Below are 26,525 nucleotides of genomic sequence, written 5' to 3'. Positions count from 1 at the left end.
TCGGGCGGGCTCGCAACTTGCGGCTGCGCCGCTTCGGGCATGCAAGCCCTTATTCCCCAAAAAACCGCGCTCCGTTCGGCTGTGCCAGCAGGGGGCGCTGCATTGTACGTTTGTGGTGAATTTTCTGTTTTGAAATTCGCACATTAGTAAAAAGGCTACCTGAAATCTTTCAGGTAGCCTCACGGACGAGTCGGAAGACTCATATGACAACCAAACATAAGGAGTAAAAGATGAAATTGAAACATTGGAAACTCGGCCTGATTGCCGCGCTGTTTTCCGGCAGCCTGTATGCCGCGCCGTTGGAAGTGGTGTCAAGCTTCAGCATTTTGGGTGACGTAGCCAAGCAGGTGGGCGGCGAGCGCGTGAACGTGAGTAACCTGGTCGGCCCCGACCAAGACGCGCATGCCTACAACCTCACCAGCCGCGATATGCAGCGCATCCGCAATGCCAAGCTCGTGCTGGTGAACGGCTTGGGTTTTGAGCAGGCTGCGGTGATGCGCGGCATTCGTCAAAGCGGCGTGCCGTTTGCCGAGGCCACCAAAAACATCCAGCCGATGAAGGCCGAAGACCACGATGAGCACGATCACGACCATGACCACGGCCACCATCATCACGGCGAATTTGACCCGCACGTGTGGAACGACCCGGTGCTGATGAAAACCTACGCCCAAAACGTGGCCGACGCGCTGATTAAAGTCGATCCGCAAGGCCGCGCTTATTATCAGCAGCGCCTCAGCGGCTACCAAGCCCGCCTCGATACCATGCACCAATGGGCGCAAACCCAATTTAACAGCGTGCCGCAGGCACGGCGCAAAGTGCTCACTGGGCACGATGCCTTCAACTACATGGGCAAACGCTACCGCATCGAATTCATCGCCCCGCAAGGCGTGAGCACCGAAGCCGAGCCTTCCGCCCGCCAGGTTTCCGCCCTAATCCGCCAAATCCGCAGCCAGGGCATCCGCGCCGCGTTTAGCGAAAACATCAAAGATTCGCGCATGGTGGAACGCATTTCGCGCGAAACCGGCATCCGCGTAAACGGCAAGCTCTATTCCGACGCCCTGAGCCGTGGCGCCCCCGCCGCCACTTATGAGCAGATGTTCCGCTACAACGTGAACGCGCTAGTGAATGCGATGAAGCAGTAATGATTTGAAACGGCATAGTCAAGGCTACCTGAAAACCGATTTTCTGGTTTTCAGGTAGCCTTTTGTGATGGTGGAAACAAAGCAGTATGGCATCAGCTTATGATCAAACTAGCCGCTTACGTTTAAATGGGCATCGTACGGTTCGGAATGTTCCGCCACGATTTGCTGCAAATCGCGCATCAGGCGGTCGATGGTTTGGGCATATGCAACGGCATCGAGCCGGGAGAGCAGGTCTAACTCATCGAAACACGCAATGATATTCTACAATTTTGGCGGGCAGTAGGGCAGGATTTCATCATAATTTTGCGGCATGCGTAATGTCCAAATGCCTGCTTCCGGCGAAATGGTACCCGATTTGATGGCGCTCAATAAACCGAGCGCCAAGAAGGCGATATAGAGCGTGGGATTGGGGGTGCGGATATGCAGGGTCGGCATGATGATTGGAGAATTTGGCGAGACGCAGCAAGCAGTCAGGCGATTAGTTTGGCACCATCATAGCCAAATTAGTGCGCCGAATAAAGTTTCAGGTAGCCTGCATGGTGTGGCAGGCTACCTGAAACTTTCTTTGCCATTTACTGCCCGGCTTCCGGCCTCAGCTGGCTTTTGTGCACATAGCCGTAATAAGCTGAGGTGACTATTCCCCATCTGCCGATTACGCCCACGAAATGCCAGTTTCCTTTACGCTTGGCGGGGAATTCGATCACTCTTGTGCCGTTGGCGAAACGCCCCACCATACCGGAACGGTTGCCGGCTTTCCGGCGTATATTGGCCGAGCCGTCGGCGCTGTGCACGATATAAACGTGACGCAGGCTAACCTGGCTTTGGTGCACATAGCCGTTGATGATACGCCGCTCCTCCGACTGGTTCGGTCGCAAGGCCAGCCGCACGCGGTACCACGCGCCACTTTTGCCGAGGATGGCGGCTTCGCCTTGATTGTCGCAAACGGCAAGGATGGCGGCTCGGGTGTTGGGACGGGCACGGATGTTTACTCTCTTGCCGCCGTCGGTAACCAAATAGGTAGTGGGTTCGGCTTCGCCGGTTGCTACGGAGGACAGGCCGCAGCTATCGGGGGCAACATGGGCGGCGGCAGTGGTGGATAGCACCAACAGCACGGCGGCAAGGGCAGAGGTGCGGGTATGCAGTGATGAAAGCATGAGCGTGCTCCTGAGATAGGGTAGGAAGTTTGTGGCGGTGGTGCTTGCCGCCATTATATCCAACATTGCGCCGGATAAAGTTTCAGGTAGCCTGCATGGTATGGCAGGCTACCTGAAAAGTTTTACTGCTTAGCGCCCGGCTTTCGGCCTCAACTGGCTTTGGTGCACATAGCCATAGGTATCGCTGTCGCTGCCGTGCACGCTCACATAGTGCCAGTCACCTTTGCGATTGGCGGGGTGTTCGATCACGGTGGTGCCGTTGGGGATGCGTTGCTGTATTTCGGCACGGCGGTTGGCATTCAGGCGCAGGTTGGCCGAGCCGTCGGCGCTGTGCACGATATAAACGTGACGCAGGCTAACCTGGCTTTGGTGCACATAGCCGTTGATGATGCGCCGTTCTGCTGGCTGGTTCGGTCGTAAGGCCAGCCGCACGCGGTACCACGCGCCACTTTTGCCGAGGATGGCGGCTTCGCCTTGATTGTCGCAAACGGCAAGGATGGCGGCTCGGGTGTTGGGCTGTGCGCGGATATTGACTTCTTCGCTGTTGTGGTTGGTGGCCAGATAGCTGGCAGGTGTCGCACTGTCGGGCAGGCCACAGCTATCGGGGGCAACATGGGCGGCGGCAGTGGCGGATAGCGCCAACAGCATAGTGGCAAGGATGGTGGTTCGGGTATGCAGTGATGAAAGCATGGGCTTGCTCCTGAGTTGGGTTGATTGGAGGAAATTCGTTACGGTTTCACCTGCCGCCATCATATCTAAATTGCTGTGCCAGATAAAGTTTCAAGTAGCCTGCGTGGTGTAGCAGGCTATCTGAAAGTTCGTGTTTCAATATAAGTTAAAACGGTCAAAGGCAGTATTTTTTCTAGGCAGCCTCTCGGCTGGGGTTTATTTTAGCTGAATCAGGTAGATTTGTTGCAAGTGCCGCTTGGAAAGGAGAGAGGACATTTATTTTTTATTCTATTCCGTATTTAGCAATTTTATTTCACGAACATTGTTTTCAGTATGATTCCAAACTGTTTTTAGGCAGGCTGAAACACAAATCGGGCGAATCTATGCCCTTTTAAAATAGGTATTGCTGATGCCGAGATTGCCTTGCCGGGCGGGAAATGGTAGTTTGGCAGCCTATTTACAAAATTTGTAGCACAAACTGCCAAGTTGAAGCGGGAGGAGATGGAAGTGAACGAAACAAAAGAAGCCTTATTGGAAATGCAACCGCGCGAGGCGGCGGTGATAGCCGCGCTGGCGGTGGCCGTGATGGGCATTACCATGATTCATTTCGGCTGGGTGCCGCATTTGTCCGTGATTCTGGTGCTGTGCGGGCTGCTCGGCTTCGGCAAAGCCAAGGGGCTGGATTTTGGCCGTATGCAGCTGAGCATGGCGCGTGGCGTGCTCTCCGGCATCGGCGCGATTTATCTCTTCTTCTTTATTGGCTTGCTGGTATCGGCGCTGATGGTGTCCGGCGCGATTCCCACGCTGATGTATTACGGCTTCGAGCTGATTTCGCCGCAGTTTTTCTACCTTTCTGCCTTCGTGCTCACTTCGATGGTGGGGGTGGCCATCGGCAGCAGCCTCACCACTTGTGCCACCCTGGGCGTGGCCTTTATTGGCATGGGCAGCGCGTTGGGTGCTAATCCGGCTGTGGTGGCCGGGGCGGTGGTGTCCGGCGCGTTTTTCGGCGACAAAATGTCGCCCATTTCCGACACCACCAGCATTGCCGCCTCCATTGTGGGCATCGATTTGTTCGATCACATCCGCAATATGATGTACACCACCATCCCCGCCTGGCTGCTTACCGCGCTGTTGCTTTGGCTGCTCTCCGGCCATACCGCTGCCGCTGATTTAAGCAGCGTGGCCGCCTTCCAAACCCAGCTGCAGGCCAGTGGCTTAGTGCACGGCTACGCCCTATTGCCCTTTGTCGTGCTGATCGTTTTGGCCATGCGCCGCGTGAACGCTATTTACACCATCATCATCACCATCGCCGTTTCCCTCGTGCTCACCTACCTGCACAGCAGCCCCAGCGTCGAACAGCTCGGCGGCTACTTCTTCAACGGCTACGCTCCGCCAGAAGGCACCGATTTGGGCAATGTGGCCAAGCTGATTTCGCGCGGCGGCATCGGCAGCATGTTTTTCACCCAAACCATCGTTATCCTCGCCCTCAGCCTCGGCGGCCTGCTCAACGCTCTGGGCATCCTGCCCGCGCTGCTCTCTGGCATCGGCCATATGCTGGTCAACGCCGGTCGTGCCACCTTCACCGTGGCCGCCACTTCGCTGGGCGTAAACGTGCTCATCGGCGAGCAATACCTCAGCCTGCTTCTGGCCGGCAACACCTTCAAGCCTATCTACGAGCGGCTCGGCCTGCATCCGCGCAACATCGCCCGCACCGTGGAAGACGCAGGCACGGTAACCAACCCGCTCGTGCCCTGGAGCGTGTGCGGCGTGTTTATCCACCATGCCCTCGGCGTGCCCGTGATCGATTATCTGCCCTATGCCTTCTTCTGCTACCTCAGCCTACTGCTCACCCTAGTGTTCGGCTTCACCGGGCTCACTTTGAGCAAGAACGAGGCAGCATAAACGGCACGACACTACAGATTGGAAAAGGCTACCTGAAAAGTGCAAGGCGGGTTTCTGCTTCGCAGAAGCTGACACTTTCAGGTAGCCTTATATTACATATTACGCCCTGACAACAGGGGCAAGCAGTAAATCCTTTTGTTTTGGTTGGCACGTACAGGGGGATGCCGATATCCAGCCGGCGGCTGAGGAGGCGCTGCAATAAAGGGAGGGTGATTTGAGTCGGCGTGGCAATGCCGATCTACGGCGATATAAAAGGCTACCTGAAAACGCAGCGCAGCGGAGTTTCTGCGCGGCTAAAGTTTCAGGTAGCCTTTGTTTATTCTATTTGCTTAGGTAGCAGTTTACTGTTGCGGCTGGGTGCGCTCTTTTTCTTCGGTAACGAAGCCGACTTTGCTCAGGCCGGCGTCGCGTACGGCGCTGAGGGCTTTTTCCACGTAGTCGAATTGGGCGTTTTTATCGGCGGCGATGGCAATCACTTGGTCGGGATTGGTTTTGGCCAGCTGTTGCAGCTGGCTTTCCAAGGCCTGCAGGGTAATCGGCTCGCCTTCGGCTAAGTGGTAGCTGCCGTCGGCGGAAATAGAAATGCGCAGCGGGTCTTTGGGCTGGGCGGCGTTTTCCGCCACTTGTTTGGCCGAGGCGGTGGGCAGTTCCAGCGGGATAGAGTGGGTCATCACCGGCATGGTAATCATGAATACAATCAGCAGCACGAGCATCACGTCTACCAGCGGGGTAACGTTGATGTCGGCCATAGGCGAATCGTCGCCGCTGTTCATCGAACCGAAAGCCATACTTTTACTCCTTATTGTTCATAATTTTAACGTGCAAATCGTAGGCGTAGGCATCCATATCCTGCACCACCTGTTTGTTGCCGAACACAATGAAGTTGTAGGCCAGCACGGCGGGGATGGCGGCAAACAGGCCGATGGCGGTGGCCACCAGCGCTTCGCCGATGGGGCCGGCCACGGTGGCGATGTTTACCTGGCCTTGCAGGCTGATGTTTTCCAGCGCGTGGTAAATGCCCCATACCGTGCCGAACAGGCCGATAAACGGAGCAGTGGCGCCTACGGAGGCGAGAATGGTAAGGCCTCCGTTGAGGCCGCGTTTGGCAATGTTCATTTTATGGCGGATGTGCTGCACCAAATAGTCGCCCAAAGGGATGCTGGTGAGCTGGCTGGCGGGGTTGGCGCGATAATGGCGCGCGGCTTGAATGGCAGATTCGGTGAGGTCGGCCAGTGGGGAGGGATGGGCTTTGGCCAGGCGCAGCATATCATCGAGCGAGGCCACGGTGGCTACGGACTCAATCGTGCCCCGATTGGCGTGGCGCACTTGGTGCAGGCGGATGCTGCGCATGATGATAATCCACCAGGTAAGGACGCTCATCAGCACCAGCAGTATAAATACGGTAATCAATACAATGTCGCCTTGGGCGAAAACATGTCCTAAATTCATGATATTCCTAATGTTAATGATGAAATTGGATAATTGGTTTAGTTTGGGGCTTTAAGGGGCTTTAAACCGCAGGGTAAAAGTATAGCTTTGGCGTACAGGCTGGCCGTTACGTTTGGCTGGAACGAAGGTATAGCTCTGACGCACGGTGTCGGCTGCCGATCTGCCGAACAGCGGATGAGAGGCGGAAACGATTTCCACGCTGGAAGGCTTGCCATTGGCTTCCACCATCACGCGCAGTTTTACCGTGCCACTGATGCCATCTTCTTCTAATTGCTTCGGATAGGGCGGTTTCGGGTTATTCAGGTAGCCACCAAGGTGGGTGGGTGCGCTGTCGCCACCACCTCCTTGGCCGGTACCGGAGCCATTGCCCGTACCACGCCCGCTGCCGTGGCCGCCGCCTTCGCCAGAGCCAGAACCGGGGCCGCGTCCGCTGCCTTCGCCGGAGCCGACACCGGTGCCTTTGCCGCCACCGCTGCCACCGCCTTCTCCGGCGGAAGGCGTGCCTTTGCCACCACCGCCACCTGCGTTGGCGCCATGGCCTGTGTTCGGGTTGGTAGGGGCAATCGGCCGTTCAGGCTGCGCCTGCGGCACGGGTTCGGGGTGGGGTTGCGCTTGCGGCTTGGGCTCGGGTTTTGGTTCGACAGGTTTGGGCTGAACGATATCGGCGGGTTTGTCTTGCCGTTCCACCGGTTTGATTTGCGCGCGCTGCTCTGGAACAGGTTTGGCCGGCTGCGGCTTGGACTGCTCGGGTTTGGGCGCTTCGGGCGGGGTCTGCTCCGGCGGCCCGGCGGGCTGCTCGTCTTCAGATATGGTGTTGCCACCCGTACCGCCGCCGCCCCCGCCGCCGCCGATCTCGCCGAGATCAACAAAGCTCAGCCCGGGCGGCTCAGCCGGCAGTTCCGGCGGCTTAATCGAGATCAGCAGCCAATACAGCAGGGCATGAGCGGCAATCACGAATAAGAGCGCGGCCGGGGATAAAAGACGGTTTTCGGTTTGCATAATAGGGCGGCATATTAGTGCGAACTATTTCTGTTTGCAAGGAGTTTCTATTTGATTGTTTAAGTGGCAGGTATTTTCGCCAAAAAGCGTGTTTCAGTAGAGGGTGACGTGGAAGTGTGGATGACTTAGTCTTTTATCGCTAAAGCACTTCACTTTACTATTGAGTTGGCTCGCCTTGCTTCACTCCTGTTATTGTCTGCGGCTCGCTGCTTGGTATGAAAAAATAATTGCTTTAGCTATAGATTGGAGACTGCCTAAAATTTCAGGTAGCCTTTGTGGTGCCTGTTTTTTAATCAGCTAAAACTGGCTATATTGGTATAACTATCTGTTTGATAATCTAAAATATAATATATAAGCAATAAACTTGCTATTTAATCTTTTATATAGCATAAAATGCTATAAATATGGAAAACAACAATCAACAGTGTCTGCATGCTGGCTGATTCGGGCAGGAAAACTGCGTAATGCGGCAGCGGCGCAGTTTTGGCAGCGGTTTGGATGTTTATTTTTGTTAAAATCGCTCTATTCTGAATAGTTTTGGATTATTGCAGTTTTATGAAATCTCCTGCTTCCTGGTCGTCTAAAATCGGCTTTATCTTATCTGCCGCCGGCTCTGCCATCGGCTTGGGCGCAATTTGGAAATTCCCCTACACCGCCGGCACCAACGGCGGTGCGGTGTTTGTGCTGATGTTTTTGATTTTCACCGTATTGGTGGCCTTGCCGGTGCAGCTGGCCGAGTTTTATATAGGCCGCAAGAGCGGCAAAAACGCGGTGGATGCGTTTAAAACGCTCGCGCCAAATAGCCTGTGGCCGTGGATCGGGCGCATGGGTGTGTTTGCCTGCTTTGTTTTGCTGTCGTTCTACAGCGTGGTGGGTGGCTGGGTGTTGAATTATGTGGTGCACGCATTCGATGGCAGCATTCATCCGAATGCGGATTTCAACGCGTTGTTCGGCAGTACGATTTCCAGCCCGGCAGGCTCAATCGTCTATCAGGGGTTGTTTATGCTGATGACGGTGTGTGTGGTGAAAAGCGGCATTGCGGCGGGGATCGAACGGGCGAACAAATACATGATGCCCGCGCTGTTTGTGTTGCTGCTATTGCTGGCGGTGCGTTCGCTCACGCTGGATGGCGCGATGGCGGGCATCTCCTTCCTGCTCAAGCCTGATTGGTCGCACTTCACGCCGCAAACCATGCTCACCGCACTGGGGCAGGCCTTTTTCGCGTTGAGCTTGGGCGTATCCACCATGATTACTTATGCCGCTTATTTGGACAAAAAACAGGATTTGTTCCGCTCCGGAAACAGCATTATGTGGATGAATTTGCTGGTGTCTTTGTTGGCTGGTCTGGTGATATTTCCCGCTGTGTTTGCTTTCAACTTTGAGCCGGGGCAGGGGCCGGGGCTGATTTTCGTGGTGCTGCCTGCCGTGTTTATGAAGCTGCCGCTGGGGCAAATTCTGTTTGCCGTGTTTATGCTGCTGGTGGTATTTGCCACGCTTACTTCCGCCTTCTCCATGCTGGAAACCGTGATTGCCGCAGCCATCCGCGAAGATGAAAGCAAACGCAGCAAAACTACTTGGCTGATCGGCACGGCGATTTTTATTGTTGGCATTCCCTCCGCGCTCTCGTTCGGCGTGCTCTCCGAATGGAAGCTGTTCGGCAAAACGCTGTTTGACCTGTGGGACTACATGATTACCGCACTGATTATGCCGATCAGCTCACTTTTGGTGGCGGTGTTTGTGGGCTGGATACAGCAGAAGAGCGATGTGTTCGAACACATGCGCGAAGGCAGCAGCGTGCCGCAAGCCGTGATTGCGCTGTGGCTCAATGCGCTGCGTTTCCTCGCGCCGGTGGCGATTTTGCTGGTGTTTGCCAATACGTTGGGTTGGATTTAACGGCTTTCAGGTAGCCTTATGGAGGGATTCTTATAACTGAAAGCAAATCGGCGAGCCTTAGTCGCTGCGGGATGCAGTAGGGTAAAGCGATGCCGTGGCAACGATAGAGCTTTAGAGCTTTCTCTAAATATAAGCGGTAAAAAGGCTACCTGAAATTTCAGGTAGCCTTTTTTTAGTGCCCATATTATCGGGATTGCTCAAATTGCTCTTGTGCCCAGCGTTGGCGGTTGTCGGGGGTGTCGGCGGATTGGGCTTGCCCCTGTCGCCAGTTGCGGTAGGCTTCAGCATCGAAGGCAATCACCCGACCGCCCATGGCGGCCACTTCGCCAGCCACGCTTTGGCTGATGCGCCAAGAGGCCAGGTCGGGGCAGGCGTTTGGTTCGGGATACCATAGCACCACCACCGCATCGCCGCCCTGCATTTGGGCTTCGATTTGCTCGGCATATTGGTCGATGGCTTGGTATTTTTGGTTGAGGCGGGTTTCCACGGCGCGAACCACGTGTAGGGGGATGGGGGCGGCGCCGTTTTCCCATTGTGCCCATTTTTCGGCAGAAGCGCCGTGGGGGAAATCGACATTGGCGGCAAGAGCTTGGCCGGCTTCGGCTTGGGTGAGGCCGAGGTTGCGGCGCAGGGCTTTGAGTTTGATGGGGAACATGGTTTTCCTTTTGGGTTGGTTATTTAATTTGTGCAGCCAAGTGTTCTATTGCTGCCTGTGCGCAAAACAGGCCGAAGGCGGCGGTAACCAGCATGCTCGCGCCGTAGCCCGCGCAAGACAACCCTTGCGGTGCGGCATCGGTTTCGCAGGCGGCACCGGTTTGCGGCGGAGTGACGTTTTCTTTGGAATAGATGCAGCTTACTTTCATACGCTCTTTCGGATCGCGCGGAAAGCCGTGGCGGCGGCGCAGGGTGTAGCGCAGGTTGGAAAGCAGCGGATCGTGGGTGGTGCGGGCGAGGTCGGCGCGGCGGATGAGGGCGGGGTCGCGCTGGCCGCCTGCGCCGCCGGACACCACAAAGGCTTGCTTCTGCGCCACAAAATGAGCGGCCATGGCGGCTTTCACACGCACTTGGTCGATGGCGTCGATCACAAAATCAAACGGCTCGGCAAATAAGGTTTGCACGTTTTCCGCATCCACAAAATCTTCGATTTCGTGCACGGTGCAGGCGGGGTTGATTTGCAGGATGTGCCGGTGCAGCGCGGTTACTTTGGGCAGGCCGAAATTGTCGGTGAGCGCATGGAGCTGGCGGTTGGTGTTGGATTCGGCCACGTTGTCCAAATCAATCAGCGTGAGCCGGCCGATGCCGCTGCGCGCCAGAGCCTCCACCGCCCAAGAGCCCACGCCGCCCACGCCCACCACGCAAACATGGGCTTGGGCAAAGTGTTGCAGGGCGGCAGGGCCGTAGAGGCGGGAAATGCCGCCGAAGCGGCGCTCGTTTGGGGCGGAAATAATCATCGGGATAGGTCAAAAAACAGGTAGAAAAAATGGCACATTCGGTGCATCGGTATTATACTGTAAACGTATCAGGAAGAGACCCGTCCGGCGGCTGTAGCCTCTGCGCGGAAGCATTGAAATATCGTTCACTAGGAGAAAGCTTATGTATCAACATATCGTGATTGCAGTAGACGGCAGCCGCACCTCCCAACACGCGCTCAAACAGGCCTGCGGCCTGGCTCAGTCCACCGGCGCGGCACTCACTTTGGTGCATGTGGCCAACCCCGCCGAATACGTGGCCACCGTTGCCCCCGAGTTTTTGCAGTATGAAAACTACGAAACCGCCGCCACCGAACAAGGCAACGCCATTTTGGACGCCGCCATCAAACAGGCGCGCACCGCCTTGGGCGAAGATGCAAAACTCGGCCGCCACCTGCTTGTGATCAGCAAAAATGCACGCGATATGGCCAAAAGCCTGGTGGATTATGCCGCCGAGCAGAAAGCCGACCTGCTGGTGCTGGGCACACACGGCCGCACCGGCCTGATGCACCTCCTGATGGGCAGCTTCGCCGAAACCGTGATGCGCGAAACCCGCCTGCCGCTTTTGATTATCCGCCGCGAAGCATAAGGCTGGGGATGTAGGCAGGATTAGAGGCTACCTGAAACTTTCAGGTAGCCTCTTTTGATATTGTCTAGGTCGGGCATTGATGCTCGACCTATGCGTTTGGTTTTAGATTTCGTTGCAGTTAATCCGCCATTCCTTGGTGTATTCCCAATGGTAGTCCACTACGATGTCGTTGGCGTCGGTGTAGTAGGTTTGGTAGAGGTCGCGCCCGTAGCAGACATCGCTATAGTAGTTGGTAATGATGGGGCCGTTTTGGCTGCTGCCTTCGAATTGACGGCCGGCGTAGCGGGTACGGTAGTAGTTGTAGGTGTAGGCGTAGCGGTTGTTGCCCACTTTGCGGCGTCCGGCATTGGGGCGGCCGCCGTGTTCGCGGAACACTTCGTTGATGTGCTGGCCAACTTGGCGTTTCATGTTGTCGTCTAGAGAGGCGCAGCCGGTAAACAGGAAAACAGCGCCGGCAACCAGGCAGAGTCGCAACAGGTTTCGGGCGGGGTGTGCAGGGGGTGGATGGGCTTGCATGGTTGGTCTCCTTGCGGGTTGAAATTAAGGGAATAATACCAATGGCGGGATGTGCTGACAAGAAGGCTGCCTGAAAGTTTCAGGTAGCCTTCTTGGTGGTTTTGCATGTTGTTTGACCTAGGGCAATTTATTGCTGCCGACATGCTGAAAAAGGGATGGATTTTGGGTTTGGCTCATGCATGGAGCGGAAACCTAGTCTATGGTTTTCAGGTAGTCTTTGCTTGGGGCAGAAACGGGCTTACAAGAACAGTTGCAGCAAATCGTTCAGGTAGCGCTGGCCGCGTTCGGTGGGGCGCAGGAGGGTGGGGTCGGGGTCGATGAGGCCGAGTTGGGTGGCTTCCTGCAGGGGGCGGGCGATGGCGGCGAGGCTGTGGCCGGTGCGCTCTTGGAACAGGCGGGCGGGTACGCCGTCGGTGAGGCGCATGGCGTTGAGCATGAATTCGAAGGGCAGCTCGCTTGAGGCTACCTGAAAGCGTTCGACGGCATCGGCGGGATTACCCTGCATGGCGGCGAGGTAGCTGCGCGGGTGGCGGGCGCGGGTGGTGCGCATGATGCCGCTGTGGCTGCTGATTTTGCCGTGGGCGCCGGCGCCGATGCCGATGTAGTCGCCGAATTGCCAGTAGTTGAGGTTGTGGCGGCATGGCTGGCCGTTTTTGGCGAAGGCGCTGGTTTCGTAGCGTTCGAAGCCGGCATCAAGCAGGGTGTGGTGCACGGCTTGTTCGATGGTGTAGGCGGTGTCTTCTTCGGGGATACCGGGGGGCGGGGTGCGGCCGAAGGAGGTGTTGGGCTCCATGGTGAGGTGGTAGGCGCTGATGTGGGTCACACCGAAGGAGAGGGCGGTTTCGGCATCGCGCTGCGCTTCTTCGGGGGTTTGGTGCGGCAGGGTATACATGAGGTCGGTGTTCACGCGGGGGAAGATGGCGAGCGCGGCTTCGATGGCGGCGCGGGCTTCGTCGCCGTTGTGGATGCGGCCGAGGGCTTGCAGTTTGGCGTTGTCGAAGCTTTGGATGCCGAGCGACAGGCGGGTGATGCCGGCTTCGGCGTAGCCTTGGAATCGCGCTTGCTCGAAAGTGCCTGGGTTGGCTTCGAGGGTGATTTCGGCTTCGGGCTGCAGGCGCACCAGGGCGCGCACGCCGCTGAGCAGGCGGTGGATGGATTCGGCGGAAAATATGCTGGGGGTGCCGCCGCCGATGAAGATGGTTTCCACAGGCCGCCCCCAGATGTGGGGCAGTTCGTGTTGCAGGTCGGTGAGCAGGGCGTTGATGTAGGCGGCTTCGTCGGTATCGGGTTTGAGGCGGTGGGAGTTGAAGTCGCAATATGGGCATTTTTGGATGCACCAGGGAATGTGGATATAGAGCGAGAGCGGGGGCAGGGCGCTGAGGCCGGAGCCGGGGGCTTGCAGTAGGGGCATGGTGTGGCGCTTGGTTTTTAAAATAAAGGGTTATTCAGCTTGAAAGGTTACCTGAAAAACCTGGCTGCCGATGCGGAAGTCTGCCAGGTAGCCGTCGCGGCGGTCGGTACACACGGGCAGGCGGATTTGGGCGGCGAGCCAGGAGCCGTCGGCTTGGCGCTGAAGCGGGAAGCGGTTGAAGCCCATGTCCATGCCATCCATGCTGAACTCACTTCTGCCTGCTGCACTTGGGGCGGCACGTTTTCCAGGGTGATGTCGAAGGGGCGGTGGCGTGCGGCGGCAAAGCGGATGCGGCTGCCGTTGGGCAGGGTACAGCCTTGGCGCGGGTCGCAATCGGTTTGCACCACTGTTTCGGCAGCGGGCTGTCGCCCGGCACGCCATTGGCGTACGGCGAAATGGCCGCCGGCCAGCAGCAACAGCGCGGCGAAGGCAAGCAGGATTTTGGTGCGGGTGGGGAGAGGGGCATGAGAGGCTACCTGAAAAAGTTTGGGCGGGTTATCTGGGTCTGATTAGGAAAAGTATTATGACAATCGGGGCCAGCAAAAACGGCACAAAGCTGTTGAGAAAACCTGTCCGAAACGCTGCCCTTCCCTCGGCTTTTGATCCTGCTTGCCGTATCAAGGCCACGATAAAGCCGATCACTAAAGCCGGTGTCGAAAACCAATATGCAAACCATAATTCACCGTTATCAAACACGAGCACTGCCAGCCAATACCCCCATAATCCCAAATTCATGGTCAGCGAGATGCCCGACACAAAATACGGTCGAACGCTCGACATTTTCCAACTGAACAGCCAAGCCAGCAGGGTGGGGATGAGCAGAAGAATATAATTAGCAAGAGCTACGTCTTCCAAAAAAGGTAAAGTCAATAACCCGATTGAGGGTGGCCAGCACAGCGTATATACCGTTAGCGGCAGATACAGCGCCAAGGCAATCAAAATATCTTTCCAATACGGATTAAGCTTGTGCCACATTTGTTTGTCCTTTCGGTTTGGTTTTTCAGGTAGCCTCATGCCATGTGTCAAAGGCTACCTGAAAACATCTTCATCGCCCTTGCGCCACCGCATGCGCCCCTGCCGCGAGCCAGCGTTCGGCATAGTGTGCCGTCAGCGTCGCATTGGCAGGCAGCAGCACCAGCGGCAGCGGCACGCCTGCGGCCAGCGCGGCGCAGGCTTGTTCTGCCGCTGTTGCGTTATCTGCCGGCCACACGGCGGCTTCGGCTTGGGCGGCGGCTGCGGCGGCAATGTCGCCGGCTGAGTGCACCAGCGGCCAGCGGCGCACATCGCCCGGCGTATCGGCGGCCAAATCGGCTAAGTCCGTCAGCAGGCGGCTGCCCGGCGGCAGGTTGGCGGCATGGAGCGGCAGCACGCAAAAACCGTCTGCCGCGTGCAAACCTTCATTCAGGCTACCTGAAAACTGCGTGGGCAAAGCCAGCGCCGACAGCAGCGCGGCATTGGCCGGCAGCATGGGCGACACATCATAACGCCCCGGCTGCTGCCAGCGCCATTGCTGGCCTTCACGCGCCTGCAATTCGCCGCGCCAGCCGTCGGCCGGCACGCGGAAAAAACGCAGCCGCACATGGGCGTGTTCGTAGCTGTGGGTTTTGGCGAGCCACGGCACGGCGCTGTGGATGTGGATGCCCAGCTCTTCGGCAAACTCGCGGCGCAATGCTGCCAACTCGCTCTCGCCCGCCTCCACCTTACCGCCGGCAAATTCCCAATAGCCCGCATAAGCCTTGCCTGCGGGGCGCGAACTGAGCAGCACCTCGCCGCGACGGTTATACACAATGCCGGCCACCACTTGCAGCAGCGGGCGGGGGTCGGCCTCGGCTGGGGCGATGCGGGTGTGGTAGAGCCAGTCGATGCACTCCTGCAACAAGGTAGGCAGGCGGCTGATTTCGCGGGTGTATTCCTTGCGCAGCGGGCGTTCCCAATCTTGGTTTTCCACCAGCATCACGGCAAACTGCCCGCGCGGGCCGAAGCCATACCAGCCTGCATCGAGCAGGTATTGCCCGCCGCAAAAGCTGATTTGCAGCAGGTCTTCGCCTAAAAGCAGCTCGGCCGGGTTGCTGTCGGTGTGTTCCAGCAGCCAGAAGAAATTGTCGTAGGTGATGGTTCCGTTGCGGAGGTTGAGGGCTTGGGGCATGGTGTGGCGGAGGGAGGGATAAACGCGGGCAGTTTACTGGAGCGGGCGGGCTGGGGCAACGGCGGCGTTTCAGGTAGCCTGCAAAGGGTGGTGGGTATCGGCTTAGACGTTATTAGACGATAAATATACAATTAGACAAAATACAGTACAATAATGGCTAATCCCACATAAAGGCACCCGTATGGAAGACCCTCTCTATTTCCCCAGAACCGAATTGGCTGCCGCCCTGCTCAGCAGCCTGAAAAGCGGCGTATCCAACGCATTCACGCTGTTTGCCCCGCGCCGCATGGGCAAAACGCAATTCCTTACCAACGATATTGCCCCGGCCGCCGAGAAAAACGGCTTTAATGTGTTTTATTTCTCTTTCATGGACAACAAAGACAGCGCCAGCACCGCGCAGTTTTTCCATGAAGCCCTACACCGTTTTGCCTTGGAAACCCGCACCGGCAACGGCGTGAAAACCTTTTTCGGCAGCCTAACCAAGATAGACGTGTTGGGCGTGGGCCTGGAGCGCGAAACGCCGCCGCGCGACCTGCCGGGCATCAGCGAAATCATCGCCTATATCGCCGCCGACAGCCGCCCCACCTTGCTGCTGCTAGACGAAGCGCAAGAATTGGCGCGGCTGCCGAATACCGAAGGCATGATACGCAGCTTGAGAACCGGCCTGGATATCAACCAAAGCCGCGTAAAAACCCTGTTTACCGGCAGCAGCACCAACGGCCTGCGCGCCATGTTCAACGACATCAAGGCTCCCTTCTTCCACTTTTCCCACGCGCTGGATTTTCCCACTTTGGGGCAGGATTTCATCGATTTTTTGGCCGGCGTTTATCACGACCGAACCGGGCAGCAGCTGGATGCGGAGAAGTTTTACGCCATTTTCGAGCAGTTCAACAAAAGCCCGATGTATATCCGCGCCGTGATTCAAGACATGATCATCAACCCCGCGCTCAGCCTGGAAGCCGCCGCGCAAGTGCGGCTTGGGCAGATGCAGGAAAACAGCAATATTCCGATGCAGTGGAAAGCATTAAGCGCCATCGAGCGGCTGCTGCTGCAATCGATGGCGCAGGGGGAGGTGAGCCCGTATGGCGCGGAATTCAGAGAGCAGGCCGCCCGGATATTGGGCGTGGAAAGCGTGAAAGTAAGCACCGTGCAAAGTGCCATCAGAAAGCTGCAACGCAAAGACCTGATCAGCAAATTCGGCAACAGCGCGTTTCAAATCAACAATCCTTTGCTGCAAACGTGGCTGAAAGAGAATATGGAATAAGCAGCCGGCGCACATTTGCGGGGCAGCGGCGGAGTATACAAACCTGCGCTTGGATGGCATTCTCCTAATGCGGGGGATGGTTTTCAGGTAGCCTTCAAGCAGCGGGATAGATGTTTACAATATCTTGTTTTTTGTTACAATCCAATTATCGGCAATACCCTTTTTCCCCTTTCCAAACAGGAGCGGCAAGATGAAGCAAACCATGATGAACACGGCAGCGGGCGCGTTGGCGGCAGTGCTATTGGGCGGCGCGGGCTTGGCATATGCCAACCCCTATCCGGTTGGCTCGCAGCAATGGCACAACTTTAATGGCATCATGCAGTCAGAAGCAGATCGGATACAACGCGAGCGCAATGCCGTACGGCAACAGCCGATCAACCGCGGCCCCACCGCCGCCGAAATACGCGCCTGGCAGCAGCGCGAGGCAAAGGTGCAAGCCGAAATCGCGGAACTGCGCCGCACGCCGTTTTACATGGCGATTGCCTATGATTTCGACACCCGCCAATCCATGTGGAGCGGCGGCTATATTTCCGAGCACCGAGCCGTGGAAGAAACTCTGAAGCAATGCAGCTCGTCCAATTGTCGGGTTATCAGAACTTTTGCCAACACCTGCGCCGCCGTGGTTGAGCCAGACAGCCGGGCAAAATCGGCGGCAGATATTTTCGTTGCCTTAGATAAGGATGACAGGCAGGCAGCGGCCAAAGCCATGCACTCCTGCGAAGCGCAGCACGGCGCGGGCAATTGCAGCTATTGGCAAGTCCGTAAACCCTTGTGTACTGGCTACGATTACAGTATCTACGGCCAGCATTAAGCCAGTTACAGCCAAAAGGCTACCTGAAAACCGAATATGGTTTTTCAGGTAGCCTTTTATTTGCTGCGGCTTTGGCTTACTTGCCCTTGCCCAGTTTGGGCAACACCGAGCCTTCGCCCAGCGAGAGCAGGCCGCTGTCGGCGTAGATGCCGAGTTTGGCGCGGGTGTCGGTGATGTCGAGGTTGCGCATGGTGAGCTGGCCGATGCGGTCGAGCGGGGTGAAGGCGGCATTTTCCACTTTTTCCATGCTCAGGCGTTCGGGCGCGTAGGTGAGGTTGGGCGATTCGGTGTTCAGAATCGAATAGTCGTTGCCGCGGCGCAGTTCGAGGGTTACTTCGCCGGTGATGGCTTTGGCCACCCAGCGTTGGGCGGTTTCGCGCAGCATCAGCGCTTGGCTGTCGAACCAGCGGCCTTGGTAGAGCAGGCGGCCGAGGCGCAGGCCGTTGATGCGGTATTGTTCGATAGTGTCTTCGTTGTGGATGCCGGTGAGCAGGCGTTCGTAGGCGATGTGCAGCAGCGCCATGCCGGGGGCTTCGTAGATGCCGCGCGATTTGGCTTCGATGATGCGGTTTTCGATTTGGTCGCTCATGCCGAGGCCGTGGCGGCCGCCGATGCGGTTGGCTTCGAGGAAGAGTTCCACTGCGTCGGCAAAGGTTTGGCCGTTCAAGGCCACCGGCACGCCTTCTTCAAAGCGCACGCGCACTTCTTCGGCTTTCACTGCCACGTTTTCATCCCAAAACGCCACGCCCATAATGGGTTTGACGATTTTGATGCCGCTGTTCAGAAACTCCAAGTCTTTGGCTTCATGCGTTGCGCCGAGCATATTGGAATCGGTGGAATAGGCTTTTTCTACCGACATTTTGTATTGGAAGCCGTTGGCGATGAGGAATTGGCTCATTTCGTGGCGGCCGCCGAGTTCGTCGATAAATTGTTGGTCGAGCCAGGGTTTGTAGATTTTCAGCGCGGGATTGGTGAGCAGGCCGTAGCGGTAGAAGCGTTCGATGTCGTTGCCTTTGTAGGTGCTGCCGTCGCCCCAGATATTTACATCGTCTTCCTTCATGGCGGAAACGAGCATGGTGCCGGTTACAGCTCGGCCAAGCGGGGTGGTGTTGAAATAGGGCACGCCGCCGGTGGACACATGAAACGCGCCGCATTGGATGGCGGCGATGCCTTCGTGTGCCAACTGCGCGCGGCAGTCAATCAGGCGGGCATTTTGCGCACCGTATTCCATCGCTTTTTGGGGAATGGCGTTGTAGTCGTCTTCGTCGGGCTGGCCGAGGTTGGCGGTGTAGGCGTAAGGCAGCGCGCCTTTGAGTTTCATCCACAAGAGGGCGGCGGAGGTGTCGAGCCCGCCGGAAAAGGCGATGCCGACTTTTTGGCCAACGGGCAGGGTTTGCAGAATGGTGGCGTTGTTCTGGCTCATGATGCTCCTTTGTTTGGCAAGATGGTTGAAGGCTGGGATTGTGTGCCAGCCGGCACAGATTGTCTAGCTTCACGATAAGGCTACCTGAAAATGCCCGGTTTACGCATGTGGCGCTTTCAGGTAGCCTGTGCACCTTTGGTGAAATCAAGGAGCGGGCAGTGGGGAATCGGCAAACTTTGCCGCAGCAGCAAACGATGATTTGGTATGTGCTGTATACGGGCATTTCCTGCGGCCTGCTCTACGGCGCGCTAACCGTGTTGTGGAAAGGCGGCTGGCAGTCGCCGCAGGCCATACTGCTGCGCCTAGCGGGATTCAACGGTTTGAGCATCGTGCTGACATCGGCCATCCACTGCCTATGGCTACTCGCGCTGCCCGCCCTGCTCACGGGCTGGCTGGCCGGCCGCTTGGCTTGGCAAAATAATCTGCCGGGACGGGCAATGGCCACTTTGGCCTGGATGGGGCTGACGGCGGTTTTGTATGCCCTGCCGCAATTGGCGGGTGTGGATGTGGTGCCGGAGTTCAACCGGCTGATTGCCAACACTTTGGAGGGCATGCTACCCGTGCCCGACGGCACGTTCAGCCGGCTGATGGCCACACCGCCGTGGTATGTACTGCCCGTACTATTCGCCTGCAGCGGCTGGCTCGCGGCCATGATGGTGCTGCCCTACGAACCAGACGAAACTTGGGGCGACCGCACGGGCGAACGCGGCGAGCAGTGGTGAAGTAAGCCGAGGCTACCTGAAATTTCACAAACTACTAGAAATTCAACCTGCGCCTATGACCAAAAATATTACGCGCGCCAAGTGTCCGAAAGAAGTTTATTGCCTCCCACAATAGAGCAAGCAGCGAAGGCTATGGTGGAAGTTAAGTTAATTCGCCATATATCCCGTATCTTGTATAATCGCACCCTATTCCAACTTTATTTCATGAGGATAATACCGTGAACCGTTCCTACCCCCACCCGCTGATTGCGCGGGAAGGCTGGCCGTTTATTTTGGGCGGGCTGCTGCTGAGCATGCTGGTGAGCATCTGCTACGGCTGGTGGTCGCTGCCGTTTTGGGTGTTTACCGTGTTTGTGGTGCAATTTTTCCGCGATCCGGCGCGCGATATTCCGGCCGACCCGGAAGCCGTGCTCTGCCCGGCCGACGGACGCATTGTGGTGGTAGAACGTGCTGAAGACCCGTTCCGCAAGGTACCTGCGCTGAAAATCAGCGTGTTTATGAACGTGTTCAACGTGCATTCGCAACGCGCGCCGGTTGACGGCACGGTTACGCGGGTGGACTACTTCCCCGGCCAATTCGTAAACGCCGCGCTGGATAAGGCCTGTACGGAAAACGAGCGCAACGCGGTTTTTGCCACCACCCGAAGCGGGCGCGAGCTTACCTTTGTGCAGGTGGCAGGCCTGGTGGCGCGGCGTATTTTGTGCTACGTGCAGCCGGGCGAGAAAGTCATGCGCGGCCAACGCTACGGCTTTGTTCGCTTCGGCTCGCGGGTGGATGTGTATCTGCCCACCGATGCCGTGCCGCTGGTGGCTATCGGTGAGAAAGTGCGCGCCAGCGAAACCATTTTGGCACGCCTGCCGCCGGAAGCCGACGGCGAACAAACCGCCATCGAAGAAGCTGCGGCCTTGGTGCAGGCGGCGGCGGAAGAGGTGCTGCCGGAGTAAGTTTTTGGGGTTTGGCATTCGGGGCAAAGGCTACCTGAAAACGCAGCGTAGCGGAGTTTCTGCAAAGCTAAACTTTCAGGTAGCCTTTGGCCTGTTTGGGCAAACTGTCGGCGTTTAATCTGCCAGTTTCACCACACCGTTCATCACGCCGGCATGCCCGGGGAAGGAACAGAAGAATTTGTAGTTGGTGCCGGCGGCCAGTTTGGCCACGGGGAAGGTAACAGAGGCTTCTTCGCCGCCGCCGATGATTTTAGTGTGGGCAATCACGCGCCTACTGCACCGCTTTATCCGGCGGCATAAAATTCCTCCAAATCGAAAAATAATCCGGCTTCAGGTAGCCTGAAAGCCGGATATGGCATGGGCGGTTTTAGCCGGCCTGCGGCGCAATATGCTCTTTTCCCACGGCACCGCTGTTTTGATACAGGGTAAACAGGGAAACGCCTTCGTTGCGGACGCGGTCGCCGCCGGGCAGGTCGGTGAACTCAAGGATGGCAGCGGCTTCCACCACGCTCCCGCCGAGCTTGTGGATGAGTTTAATGCCGGCGTGCATAGTGCCGCCGGTGGCCACTAGATCGTCCACCAGCAAAACGCGGGCGTTGTCTTTAATGGCGTCGGTGTGGATTTCCACGGTGGCTTCGCCGTATTCGAGCGCGTAGCTTTCAGAGACGGTGGTAAAGGGCAGCTTGCCTTTTTTGCGGATGGGCACAAAGCCCACGTTGAGCTGGTAGGCCAGCGCGGCGCCAATGATGAAGCCGCGCGCGTCCAGCCCTGCCACCACGTCGATATCTTGCGTCATGTAGCGGTAGGTGAGCAAATCCACCAATAGGCGGAAATATTCCGGGCTTTGCAGCACGGGGGTGATGTCGTGGAACAGCACGCCTTTCTGCGGCCAGTTTGGGATTTTGCGGATTTTCTGCGCCAGCATTTCAACAGTCATCACTTCGGGGTGGAACAGCATAGCGGGTATCTTTCAGGTAGCCTTTGGAAAGCGCGAATCTTACCACTTCCCCAAACAAAATTGCACCTGCATCAAACTCCCTGCGCCAACAAGGCCCCACTGGCCGGATTTTTGGTTACAATCAAACTTCATACTGCACAAAAGGGAAACCATGGAGACCGGCTATTCAGACACGCATGTAACCAACCTGCAAGAATGTTTGGCCTGGCTGAAAGGCTATGCCGCACAGCAAAACGAGGCCGACCGCGCACTCTTGCAGCAAGCGTTCGCACTGGCCGAAGTGCACTACCCCGCCAACGCACAAACCTACGCCGGCGAGCCGCTGCTGCCGCACGCCGTGGGTGCAGCGCAGATGGTGGCACAGCTCGATTTGCTGCCCGAAGCCGTGGCCGCCACCATATTGTCGGGCATGTCTAAGCAGGGCGGGGATTGGCAGCTTCAGGTAGCCGGGCAGTGCGGCCAAACCGTATGCAGCCTGATGCAGGGCATCGACCAAGTGCAGAAGCTCACCCACTTTGCCCGTGTGGATGGCTTGGCTACGCCTGAAGAGCGTGCCGCACAGGCGGAAACCATGCGTAAAATGCTGTTGGCCATGGTGTCCGACATCCGCGTGGTGCTGATCAAGCTCGCCCTGCGCACCCGCACCATGCAATACCTCGGCGGCTGCCCCGACAGCCCGGAAAAACGCAGCATTGCCAAAGAAACGCTGGATATTTTCGCCCCGCTGGCCAACCGCTTGGGCGTGTGGCAGCTCAAATGGCAGCTCGAAGACCTCGGCTTTCGCCACCAAAATCCCGAAGAATACCGCCGCATCGCCCACCTGCTTGACGAAAAACGCCCTGAGCGGCAGCACTATATCGACCACTTCCTCGGCATCCTCAAAGCCGAGCTGGCCAAATACGGCATCCGCGATTACGACGTGGCCGGCCGCCCCAAACACATCTACTCCATCTACCGCAAGATGGTGAAGAAAAAGCTCGATTTCGAAGGGCTCTACGACATCCGCGCCGTGCGCGTGCTGGTGAACAGCGTGCCCGAGTGCTACACCGTGCTGGGCATCGTGCACAGCCTATGGCAGCCCATCCCCGGCGAATTCGACGACTACATCGCCAACCCCAAAGGCAACGGCTACAAAAGCCTGCACACCGTGATTGTCGGCCCGGAAGACAAAGGCATCGAGGTGCAAATCCGCACCAAAGAAATGCACCAATTCAACGAATTCGGCGTGGCCGCGCACTGGCGTTATAAAGAAGGCGGCAAAGGCGATTCCGCATATGAGCAGAAAATCGCCTGGCTGCGCCAGCTCTTGGATTGGCGCGAAAACATGGCCGAGAGCGGCAAAGCCGACCTCGCCGCCGCCTTCCAGACCGAGCTGTTTAACGACACCATTTATGTGCTCACCCCGCACGGCAAAGTACTCTCCCTGCCCGTGGGTGCTACCCCCATCGACTTCGCCTACGCCCTGCACAGCAGCCTGGGCGACCGCTGCCGCGGCGCGAAGGTAGACGGCCAAATCGTGCCGCTCTCCACTCCGCTAGAGAACGGCCAGCGTGTGGAAATCATCGCCGCCAAAGAGGGTGAACCCTCCGTAAACTGGCTGTATGAAGGCTGGGTGAAAAGCAACAAGGCCGCTGCCAAAATCCGCGCCCACATCCGCCGCCAAAATGCCGAAAGCGTGCGCGAACAAGGCCGGCTGCAGCTGGAAAAAACCCTGCTCAAAGTCCAGCCCAAGCCCAATATGCAGGCTTTGGCCGAAAAGCTCGGCTTCAAAAAACCGGACGAGCTCTACACCGCCGTGGCACACGGCGAAATCATGCCCCGCGCCGTGCAGAAAGCCTGCGGCCTGCTGGCCGAGCCGCCTGCCGCGCCGGTGAGCACCGAGAGCATCGTCAAACAGTCGCGCATCAAAGAAACCGGCGGCAAAGGCGGCATTTTGGTGGACGGCGAATCCGGCCTGCTCACCACCCTGGCCAAATGCTGCAAACCCGCCCCTCCCGACGAAATCGCCGGCTTCGTAACGCGCGGGCGCGGCATTTCCATCCACCGCATCGGCTGCGCCTCTTTCCAGAAACTCGCTGCCGACGCGGCTGAAAAAGTCGTACCGGCCTGCTGGGCCGGCGTGCCTGCCGGGCAAGTATTTGCCGTGGATATCGAAGTATCCGCCCAAGACCGCAACGGCCTGTTGCGCGATATTTCCGAAGCACTGGCGCGGCACAAACTCAACGTGACCGCCGTGCAAACCCAATCGCGCAACCTGCAGGCCAGCCTGCGTTTCACGCTGGAAGTACATCAGGCGGACGACCTGCCCCACGTGCTCGCCAGCCTCGCCAACGTGAAAGGCGTAACCGGCGTGAGCAGGCTGTAGGCGTATGGTTTGACCGAATAAGGCTACCTGAAAAACCAATCAAATATTTTCAGGTAGCCTTCCCATTCCCATCCCAAGGCTACCATCACCCCACCCCATCCAAGGAATCCACCATGCCGCAATCCCCGCAGCTTTTGGCGCAAGAGCTGGCCGAGCACAAACGGCAAATTGTTGCCGACTACCGCCGCCACCGCAGCCCGCAGCGTTTTTTTGCTGCCTACAGCGCCCTGCTCTCGCACACCGTTACCGCGCTGTGGCGGCAAATGCAGCCGGAAGGAGAGCTGGCGCTGCTGGCGTTGGGCGGCTTCGGGCGCGGCGAGATGTATCCGCATTCCGATGTGGATTTGGGCATTGCAGCGGCCGATTCTCTGAATGAAACACAACAACAGCAAATTGAAACTTGGCTGCAAACCCTGTGGGACATGGGGCTGAACCCCTCGCTGAAAACCGGCAGCGTGGCCGAGCTGTGCGCCGGAGCAGCGGAAGACCTAACTGGCGACACCTCGCTCCTCGAAGCCCGCCTGCTCCACGGCAGCCAAGAATTATTTGCCCGCCTTTGCCGCAATTTAGACGTGCAGCGCGACCTGACGGCCTTTGCCGAAGGCAAACTGCTGGAATTGCAGCAGCGGCACCTGAAAGCACAAGCAGGCAGCAGCCTGGAGCCAAACCTGAAAACCTGCCCCGGCGGCCTGCGCGATATCCACACCATGCTCTGGCTGGCGCGGGTGCAGGGCATTTCGCCGCAACTGCACCGCCTCGCCCGTCAAGGCATCCTCACCCGCACCGAAGCGGCCATGTTGCGCCGCAGCCACCGCAGCCTGGCACGCATCCGCATCGAGCTGCACCTGGCCGCCGGCAAGCCGCAGGAGCAGCTGCGTTTCGACTTGCAGCCGCAGGTGGCCTACGCGCTGGGCTACACCGATGAAAGCAAACAAGTGCGCAGCGAGCGGCTGATGCACACGCTCTACCGCGCGGTGAAAACCGTGAAGCAGCTGGGCGGCATCCTGCTGCCGATGCTGCGCGGGCGCATTTCCTCGCCGCTGCCGCGCGTGGCGCTGGATTTAGACGAACACTATTTCCAAGTAAACAACCTCATCGCCGTGCGCGACAAAACCCTGTTCCGCCGCGAGCCGCAGCATATTTTCAAGGTGCTGGAACTGTGGCAGCAATACAGCAACCTCGCCGGCCTCGCCCCCGAAACCCTGCGCGCCTGGTGGCAGGCGGTGCAGAAAACCGACGCCCGTTTTTATGCCGATCCGGCCAACCGCCGCCGCTTCGTGGGTTTCTTCCGCCACGGCGGCGGGCTCACCCACCTGCTGCGTTTCCTCAACCTCTACGGCGCGCTTTCGCATTATCTGCCCGAGTGGGGCAAAATCGTCGGCCTGTTGCAGCACGACCTGTTCCACGTTTACCCCGTGGACGACCACATCCTGATGGTGGTGCGCAATATGCGCCGGCTGGCTCTGGAAGCGCACAGCCACGAGCTGCCTTTTGCCAGCGCCCTGATGCACGCCTTCGAGCGCAAACCCGTGCTGTATTTGGCCGCCCTGTTTCACGACATCGCCAAGGGGCGCGGCGGCGACCACGCCGAACTGGGCATGGAAGACGCCCGCCGCTTCGCCGCCGACCATTTCCTGAGCCAATACGAAACCGACTTGCTCGTGTGGCTGGTGGGCAACCATCTTTTAATGTCGCTCACCGCGCAGAAAGAAGACATCCAAGACCCGGCCGTGGTGGCCGCCTTCTGCCGCCGCGTGCAAACGCCCGAGCGGCTCACCGCGCTTTACCTGCTCACCGTGGCCGATATGCGCGGCACCAACCCCAAAATCTGGAATGCTTGGAAAGCCAGCCTGCTCGAAACCCTGTTCCGCTCCGCCCTGCAATACTTCGGCGGCCAAACCACCAGCCGCGACATGGCCGTGAGCCGCCGCCAGCAAAAAGCCCGCCAGGTCTTGGCCGAAGCGGGCGTGGGCGAAGCGCAAAGCCGCGAACTGTGGCAGCAGCTCGGGCAGGCCTATTTCGTGCGCCACAGCGCCGACATCATCCTGTGGCATCTGCCCCTGCTCGCTGCCGATGCCGCAACGCCCCAAGCCCATATCCGCCCCCTGAGCGCAACCGGCGGCCTGCAAGTGATGGTGTTTATGCCCAACCGCGACCGCCTGTTTGCTGGCCTGTGCCGCCTGTTCGGCCGCCACCAGCTCGGCATCCTCGCCGCCCACGCCTACGTTACCGACCACCAATACATCCTCGACACCTTCGTGCTGCAACTGCCCGCCAACTGCCTTGCCGACGACATCGAGCGCATCAGCCGCCGCCTGCAGCAAGCATTAAACCAATTCGTGCACCACCCGCCGGGCGCCGCCGAGCCCACTCCCGCGCCCCGCCGGCTGAGCCGCCGCCTGCGCCACCTGCCCATCGCCCCGCGCATCACCCTCTCCGCCGAAGAAACTGCCGGCGCCTACACCCTGGAAATCATCGCCGCCAACCGCGCCTTCCTGCTGGCCGACATCGCCGACGTGTTCGCCCGGCTCAACATCAGCCTCAGCTACGCCGCCATCGCCACCTTCGACGAACGCGCAGAAGACAGCTTCCTCATCCGCCATCCCCAGCTGGCCGACACTGCCTTCCAGCTCAAACTCGAACGGATGCTGCTGGAACGCATCGGCGGCTAAACCGGCGCACGAATAGACCGGCATAGC

At 58.1% G+C, this 26,525-nt stretch carries 26 protein-coding genes and 1 pseudogene; 11 read left to right on the top strand and 16 right to left on the bottom strand.

Going from position 1 to position 26,525, the window contains the following annotated elements:
- The first annotated feature begins 236 nt into the window (after positions 1-236).
- A complete protein-coding gene (locus A7P99_RS05885) occupies positions 237-1,142 on the top strand; it encodes a metal ABC transporter solute-binding protein, Zn/Mn family (RefSeq protein WP_193563039.1) in 906 nt (301 codons plus the stop codon).
- Between the two features lie 261 nt (positions 1,143-1,403).
- On the opposite strand, the gene A7P99_RS10235 is transcribed toward A7P99_RS05885, so the two are convergent.
- From A7P99_RS10235 to A7P99_RS05870, 3 genes are all read right to left on the bottom strand, one after another.
- Positions 1,404-1,577, bottom strand: coding sequence for a hypothetical protein (locus A7P99_RS10235; protein WP_197474744.1), 174 nt, complete (start codon positions 1,575-1,577; stop codon positions 1,404-1,406).
- Positions 1,578-1,714: 137 nt separating this feature from the next.
- Complete coding sequence (locus tag A7P99_RS05875; protein ID WP_067686915.1) at positions 1,715-2,296, bottom strand: SH3 domain-containing protein; 582 nt, start codon at positions 2,294-2,296, stop codon at positions 1,715-1,717.
- 129 nt (positions 2,297-2,425) lie between these two features.
- Positions 2,426-2,986, bottom strand: coding sequence for an SH3 domain-containing protein (locus A7P99_RS05870; RefSeq protein WP_067528414.1), 561 nt, complete (start codon positions 2,984-2,986; stop codon positions 2,426-2,428).
- A gap of 480 nt (positions 2,987-3,466) precedes the next feature.
- Between A7P99_RS05870 and A7P99_RS05865 the strand changes: the two genes are divergently transcribed.
- Entirely contained in the window at positions 3,467-4,867 is a 1,401-nt protein-coding gene (locus A7P99_RS05865) for a Na+/H+ antiporter NhaC family protein (protein ID WP_067447778.1), read from the top strand.
- A 341-nt stretch (positions 4,868-5,208) separates the two neighbouring features.
- Here A7P99_RS05865 and A7P99_RS05860 read toward each other — a convergent pair whose 3' ends face one another.
- Genes A7P99_RS05860 through A7P99_RS05850 form a run of 3 tightly spaced genes read right to left on the bottom strand, consistent with a single transcriptional unit; the run spans position 5,209 to position 7,315 of the window.
- Entirely contained in the window at positions 5,209-5,655 is a 447-nt protein-coding gene (locus A7P99_RS05860; RefSeq protein ID WP_023887013.1) for a biopolymer transporter ExbD, read from the bottom strand.
- Positions 5,656-5,659: 4 nt separating this feature from the next.
- Positions 5,660-6,316, bottom strand: coding sequence for a MotA/TolQ/ExbB proton channel family protein (locus tag A7P99_RS05855; RefSeq protein WP_067447780.1), 657 nt, complete (start codon positions 6,314-6,316; stop codon positions 5,660-5,662).
- A 51-nt stretch (positions 6,317-6,367) separates the two neighbouring features.
- A complete protein-coding gene (locus A7P99_RS05850) occupies positions 6,368-7,315 on the bottom strand; it encodes an energy transducer TonB (RefSeq protein ID WP_067686912.1) in 948 nt (315 codons plus the stop codon).
- Between the two features lie 555 nt (positions 7,316-7,870).
- On the opposite strand from A7P99_RS05850, the gene A7P99_RS05845 reads away from it, so the two are divergent.
- Positions 7,871-9,208, top strand: a complete 1,338-nt coding sequence (locus A7P99_RS05845; RefSeq protein ID WP_067686909.1) for a sodium-dependent transporter — start codon at positions 7,871-7,873, stop codon at positions 9,206-9,208.
- Positions 9,209-9,392: 184 nt separating this feature from the next.
- Here A7P99_RS05845 and A7P99_RS05840 read toward each other — a convergent pair whose 3' ends face one another.
- Positions 9,393-9,863 carry a DUF1870 family protein gene (locus tag A7P99_RS05840; RefSeq protein ID WP_067686906.1) on the bottom strand — a complete coding sequence of 157 codons (471 nt, stop codon included), beginning with the start codon at positions 9,861-9,863 and terminating at the stop codon, positions 9,393-9,395.
- Between the two features lie 19 nt (positions 9,864-9,882).
- Complete coding sequence (locus tag A7P99_RS05835; RefSeq protein ID WP_067528420.1) at positions 9,883-10,659, bottom strand: ThiF family adenylyltransferase; 777 nt, start codon at positions 10,657-10,659, stop codon at positions 9,883-9,885.
- Positions 10,660-10,801: 142 nt separating this feature from the next.
- Here A7P99_RS05835 and A7P99_RS05830 point away from each other — a divergent pair, with 142 nt between their 5' ends.
- Positions 10,802-11,266, top strand: coding sequence for a universal stress protein (locus A7P99_RS05830; protein WP_067440722.1), 465 nt, complete (start codon positions 10,802-10,804; stop codon positions 11,264-11,266).
- 102 nt (positions 11,267-11,368) lie between these two features.
- Here A7P99_RS05830 and A7P99_RS05825 read toward each other — a convergent pair whose 3' ends face one another.
- The 3 genes from A7P99_RS05825 to A7P99_RS10075 form a co-directional block, all read right to left on the bottom strand.
- Positions 11,369-11,782 (bottom strand): hypothetical protein, encoded by a 414-nt coding sequence (locus A7P99_RS05825; RefSeq protein ID WP_067528422.1) that lies wholly within the window; start codon positions 11,780-11,782, stop codon positions 11,369-11,371.
- 238 nt (positions 11,783-12,020) lie between these two features.
- Positions 12,021-13,193 carry a radical SAM family heme chaperone HemW gene (gene hemW, locus A7P99_RS05820; RefSeq protein WP_067528424.1) on the bottom strand — a complete coding sequence of 391 codons (1,173 nt, stop codon included), beginning with the start codon at positions 13,191-13,193 and terminating at the stop codon, positions 12,021-12,023.
- A 30-nt stretch (positions 13,194-13,223) separates the two neighbouring features.
- A complete protein-coding gene (locus tag A7P99_RS10075; protein WP_153705510.1) occupies positions 13,224-13,394 on the bottom strand; it encodes a hypothetical protein in 171 nt (56 codons plus the stop codon).
- A 26-nt stretch (positions 13,395-13,420) separates the two neighbouring features.
- On the opposite strand from A7P99_RS10075, the gene A7P99_RS10070 reads away from it, so the two are divergent.
- On the top strand, positions 13,421-13,702 hold the full coding sequence (locus tag A7P99_RS10070; RefSeq protein ID WP_156499706.1) for a hypothetical protein: 282 nt from the start codon (positions 13,421-13,423) through the stop codon (positions 13,700-13,702).
- Here the strand turns inward: A7P99_RS10070 and A7P99_RS05810 are convergent.
- Both A7P99_RS05810 and A7P99_RS05805 read right to left on the bottom strand, forming a co-directional pair.
- Positions 13,689-14,168 carry a hypothetical protein gene (locus tag A7P99_RS05810; RefSeq protein ID WP_067447794.1) on the bottom strand — a complete coding sequence of 160 codons (480 nt, stop codon included), beginning with the start codon at positions 14,166-14,168 and terminating at the stop codon, positions 13,689-13,691. The genes A7P99_RS10070 and A7P99_RS05810 overlap by 14 nt on opposite strands.
- 70 nt (positions 14,169-14,238) lie before the next feature.
- Positions 14,239-15,339: an NUDIX domain-containing protein gene (locus A7P99_RS05805; protein ID WP_345840824.1), complete on the bottom strand. Its 1,101-nt coding sequence runs from the start codon at positions 15,337-15,339 to the stop codon at positions 14,239-14,241.
- A gap of 181 nt (positions 15,340-15,520) precedes the next feature.
- Between A7P99_RS05805 and A7P99_RS05800 the strand changes: the two genes are divergently transcribed.
- Both A7P99_RS05800 and A7P99_RS05795 read left to right on the top strand, forming a co-directional pair.
- Positions 15,521-16,603, top strand: a complete 1,083-nt coding sequence (locus A7P99_RS05800) for an ATP-binding protein (protein WP_067447796.1) — start codon at positions 15,521-15,523, stop codon at positions 16,601-16,603.
- A 190-nt stretch (positions 16,604-16,793) separates the two neighbouring features.
- A complete protein-coding gene (locus tag A7P99_RS05795; protein WP_067686896.1) occupies positions 16,794-17,414 on the top strand; it encodes a DUF4189 domain-containing protein in 621 nt (206 codons plus the stop codon).
- A gap of 76 nt (positions 17,415-17,490) precedes the next feature.
- Here the strand turns inward: A7P99_RS05795 and argG are convergent, their stop codons facing one another.
- Positions 17,491-18,837: an argininosuccinate synthase gene (argG, locus tag A7P99_RS05790; RefSeq protein WP_067447800.1), complete on the bottom strand. Its 1,347-nt coding sequence runs from the start codon at positions 18,835-18,837 to the stop codon at positions 17,491-17,493.
- Between the two features lie 59 nt (positions 18,838-18,896).
- Here argG and A7P99_RS05785 point away from each other — a divergent pair, with 59 nt between their 5' ends.
- Positions 18,897-19,559: a hypothetical protein gene (locus A7P99_RS05785; protein ID WP_153705513.1), complete on the top strand. Its 663-nt coding sequence runs from the start codon at positions 18,897-18,899 to the stop codon at positions 19,557-19,559.
- 218 nt (positions 19,560-19,777) lie between these two features.
- The gene (locus A7P99_RS05780; protein WP_067447804.1) at positions 19,778-20,503 is read left to right on the top strand and encodes a phosphatidylserine decarboxylase; all 726 of its coding nucleotides are present in this window, start codon (positions 19,778-19,780) and stop codon (positions 20,501-20,503) included.
- Between the two features lie 114 nt (positions 20,504-20,617).
- Here A7P99_RS05780 and A7P99_RS05775 read toward each other — a convergent pair.
- Both A7P99_RS05775 and A7P99_RS05770 read right to left on the bottom strand, forming a co-directional pair.
- Positions 20,618-20,773: pseudogene (locus tag A7P99_RS05775) on the bottom strand (plastocyanin/azurin family copper-binding protein); the annotation flags it as partial.
- A 97-nt stretch (positions 20,774-20,870) separates the two neighbouring features.
- The gene (locus A7P99_RS05770; RefSeq protein ID WP_067447806.1) at positions 20,871-21,461 is read right to left on the bottom strand and encodes an adenine phosphoribosyltransferase; all 591 of its coding nucleotides are present in this window, start codon (positions 21,459-21,461) and stop codon (positions 20,871-20,873) included.
- Between the two features lie 151 nt (positions 21,462-21,612).
- Here A7P99_RS05770 and A7P99_RS05765 point away from each other — a divergent pair, with 151 nt between their 5' ends.
- Both A7P99_RS05765 and glnD read left to right on the top strand, forming a co-directional pair.
- The gene (locus tag A7P99_RS05765; RefSeq protein ID WP_067528433.1) at positions 21,613-23,826 is read left to right on the top strand and encodes a bifunctional (p)ppGpp synthetase/guanosine-3',5'-bis(diphosphate) 3'-pyrophosphohydrolase; all 2,214 of its coding nucleotides are present in this window, start codon (positions 21,613-21,615) and stop codon (positions 23,824-23,826) included.
- A gap of 113 nt (positions 23,827-23,939) precedes the next feature.
- Complete coding sequence (glnD, locus tag A7P99_RS05760) at positions 23,940-26,498, top strand: [protein-PII] uridylyltransferase (protein WP_193563036.1); 2,559 nt, start codon at positions 23,940-23,942, stop codon at positions 26,496-26,498.
- Positions 26,499-26,525: the final 27 nt, after the last annotated feature.

This window comes from Eikenella sp. NML120348, from assembly GCF_001648435.1.
Taxonomy (GTDB): domain Bacteria; phylum Pseudomonadota; class Gammaproteobacteria; order Burkholderiales; family Neisseriaceae; genus Eikenella; species Eikenella exigua.
The sequence above is the reverse complement of the archived record's forward strand: the minus strand, read 5'-3'. Positions and strand labels throughout refer to the sequence as shown.

Bases quoted from the DNA above. Each gene is read 5' to 3' on its own strand.
- A7P99_RS10235 (WP_197474744.1), bottom strand. From the start codon at position 1,577: ATGCCGACCCTGCATATCCGCACCCCCAATCCCACGCTCTATATCGCC.
- A7P99_RS05875 (WP_067686915.1), bottom strand. From the start codon at position 2,296: ATGCTTTCATCACTGCATACCCGCACCTCTGCCCTTGCCGCCGTGCTG.
- A7P99_RS05870 (WP_067528414.1), bottom strand. From the start codon at position 2,986: ATGCTTTCATCACTGCATACCCGAACCACCATCCTTGCCACTATGCTG.
- A7P99_RS05865 (WP_067447778.1), top strand. From the start codon at position 3,467: ATGGAAGTGAACGAAACAAAAGAAGCCTTATTGGAAATGCAACCGCGC.
- A7P99_RS05860 (WP_023887013.1), bottom strand. From the start codon at position 5,655: ATGGCTTTCGGTTCGATGAACAGCGGCGACGATTCGCCTATGGCCGAC.
- A7P99_RS05855 (WP_067447780.1), bottom strand. From the start codon at position 6,316: ATGAATTTAGGACATGTTTTCGCCCAAGGCGACATTGTATTGATTACC.
- A7P99_RS05850 (WP_067686912.1), bottom strand. From the start codon at position 7,315: ATGCAAACCGAAAACCGTCTTTTATCCCCGGCCGCGCTCTTATTCGTG.
- A7P99_RS05845 (WP_067686909.1), top strand. From the start codon at position 7,871: ATGAAATCTCCTGCTTCCTGGTCGTCTAAAATCGGCTTTATCTTATCT.
- A7P99_RS05840 (WP_067686906.1), bottom strand. From the start codon at position 9,863: ATGTTCCCCATCAAACTCAAAGCCCTGCGCCGCAACCTCGGCCTCACC.
- A7P99_RS05835 (WP_067528420.1), bottom strand. From the start codon at position 10,659: ATGATTATTTCCGCCCCAAACGAGCGCCGCTTCGGCGGCATTTCCCGC.
- A7P99_RS05830 (WP_067440722.1), top strand. From the start codon at position 10,802: ATGTATCAACATATCGTGATTGCAGTAGACGGCAGCCGCACCTCCCAA.
- A7P99_RS05825 (WP_067528422.1), bottom strand. From the start codon at position 11,782: ATGCAAGCCCATCCACCCCCTGCACACCCCGCCCGAAACCTGTTGCGA.
- hemW (WP_067528424.1), bottom strand. From the start codon at position 13,193: ATGCCCCTACTGCAAGCCCCCGGCTCCGGCCTCAGCGCCCTGCCCCCG.
- A7P99_RS10075 (WP_153705510.1), bottom strand. From the start codon at position 13,394: ATGGATGGCATGGACATGGGCTTCAACCGCTTCCCGCTTCAGCGCCAA.
- A7P99_RS05810 (WP_067447794.1), bottom strand. From the start codon at position 14,168: ATGTGGCACAAGCTTAATCCGTATTGGAAAGATATTTTGATTGCCTTG.
- A7P99_RS05805 (WP_345840824.1), bottom strand. From the start codon at position 15,339: ATGCCCCAAGCCCTCAACCTCCGCAACGGAACCATCACCTACGACAAT.
- A7P99_RS05800 (WP_067447796.1), top strand. From the start codon at position 15,521: ATGGAAGACCCTCTCTATTTCCCCAGAACCGAATTGGCTGCCGCCCTG.
- A7P99_RS05795 (WP_067686896.1), top strand. From the start codon at position 16,794: ATGAAGCAAACCATGATGAACACGGCAGCGGGCGCGTTGGCGGCAGTG.
- argG (WP_067447800.1), bottom strand. From the start codon at position 18,837: ATGAGCCAGAACAACGCCACCATTCTGCAAACCCTGCCCGTTGGCCAA.
- A7P99_RS05770 (WP_067447806.1), bottom strand. From the start codon at position 21,461: ATGCTGTTCCACCCCGAAGTGATGACTGTTGAAATGCTGGCGCAGAAA.
- A7P99_RS05765 (WP_067528433.1), top strand. From the start codon at position 21,613: ATGGAGACCGGCTATTCAGACACGCATGTAACCAACCTGCAAGAATGT.
- glnD (WP_193563036.1), top strand. From the start codon at position 23,940: ATGCCGCAATCCCCGCAGCTTTTGGCGCAAGAGCTGGCCGAGCACAAA.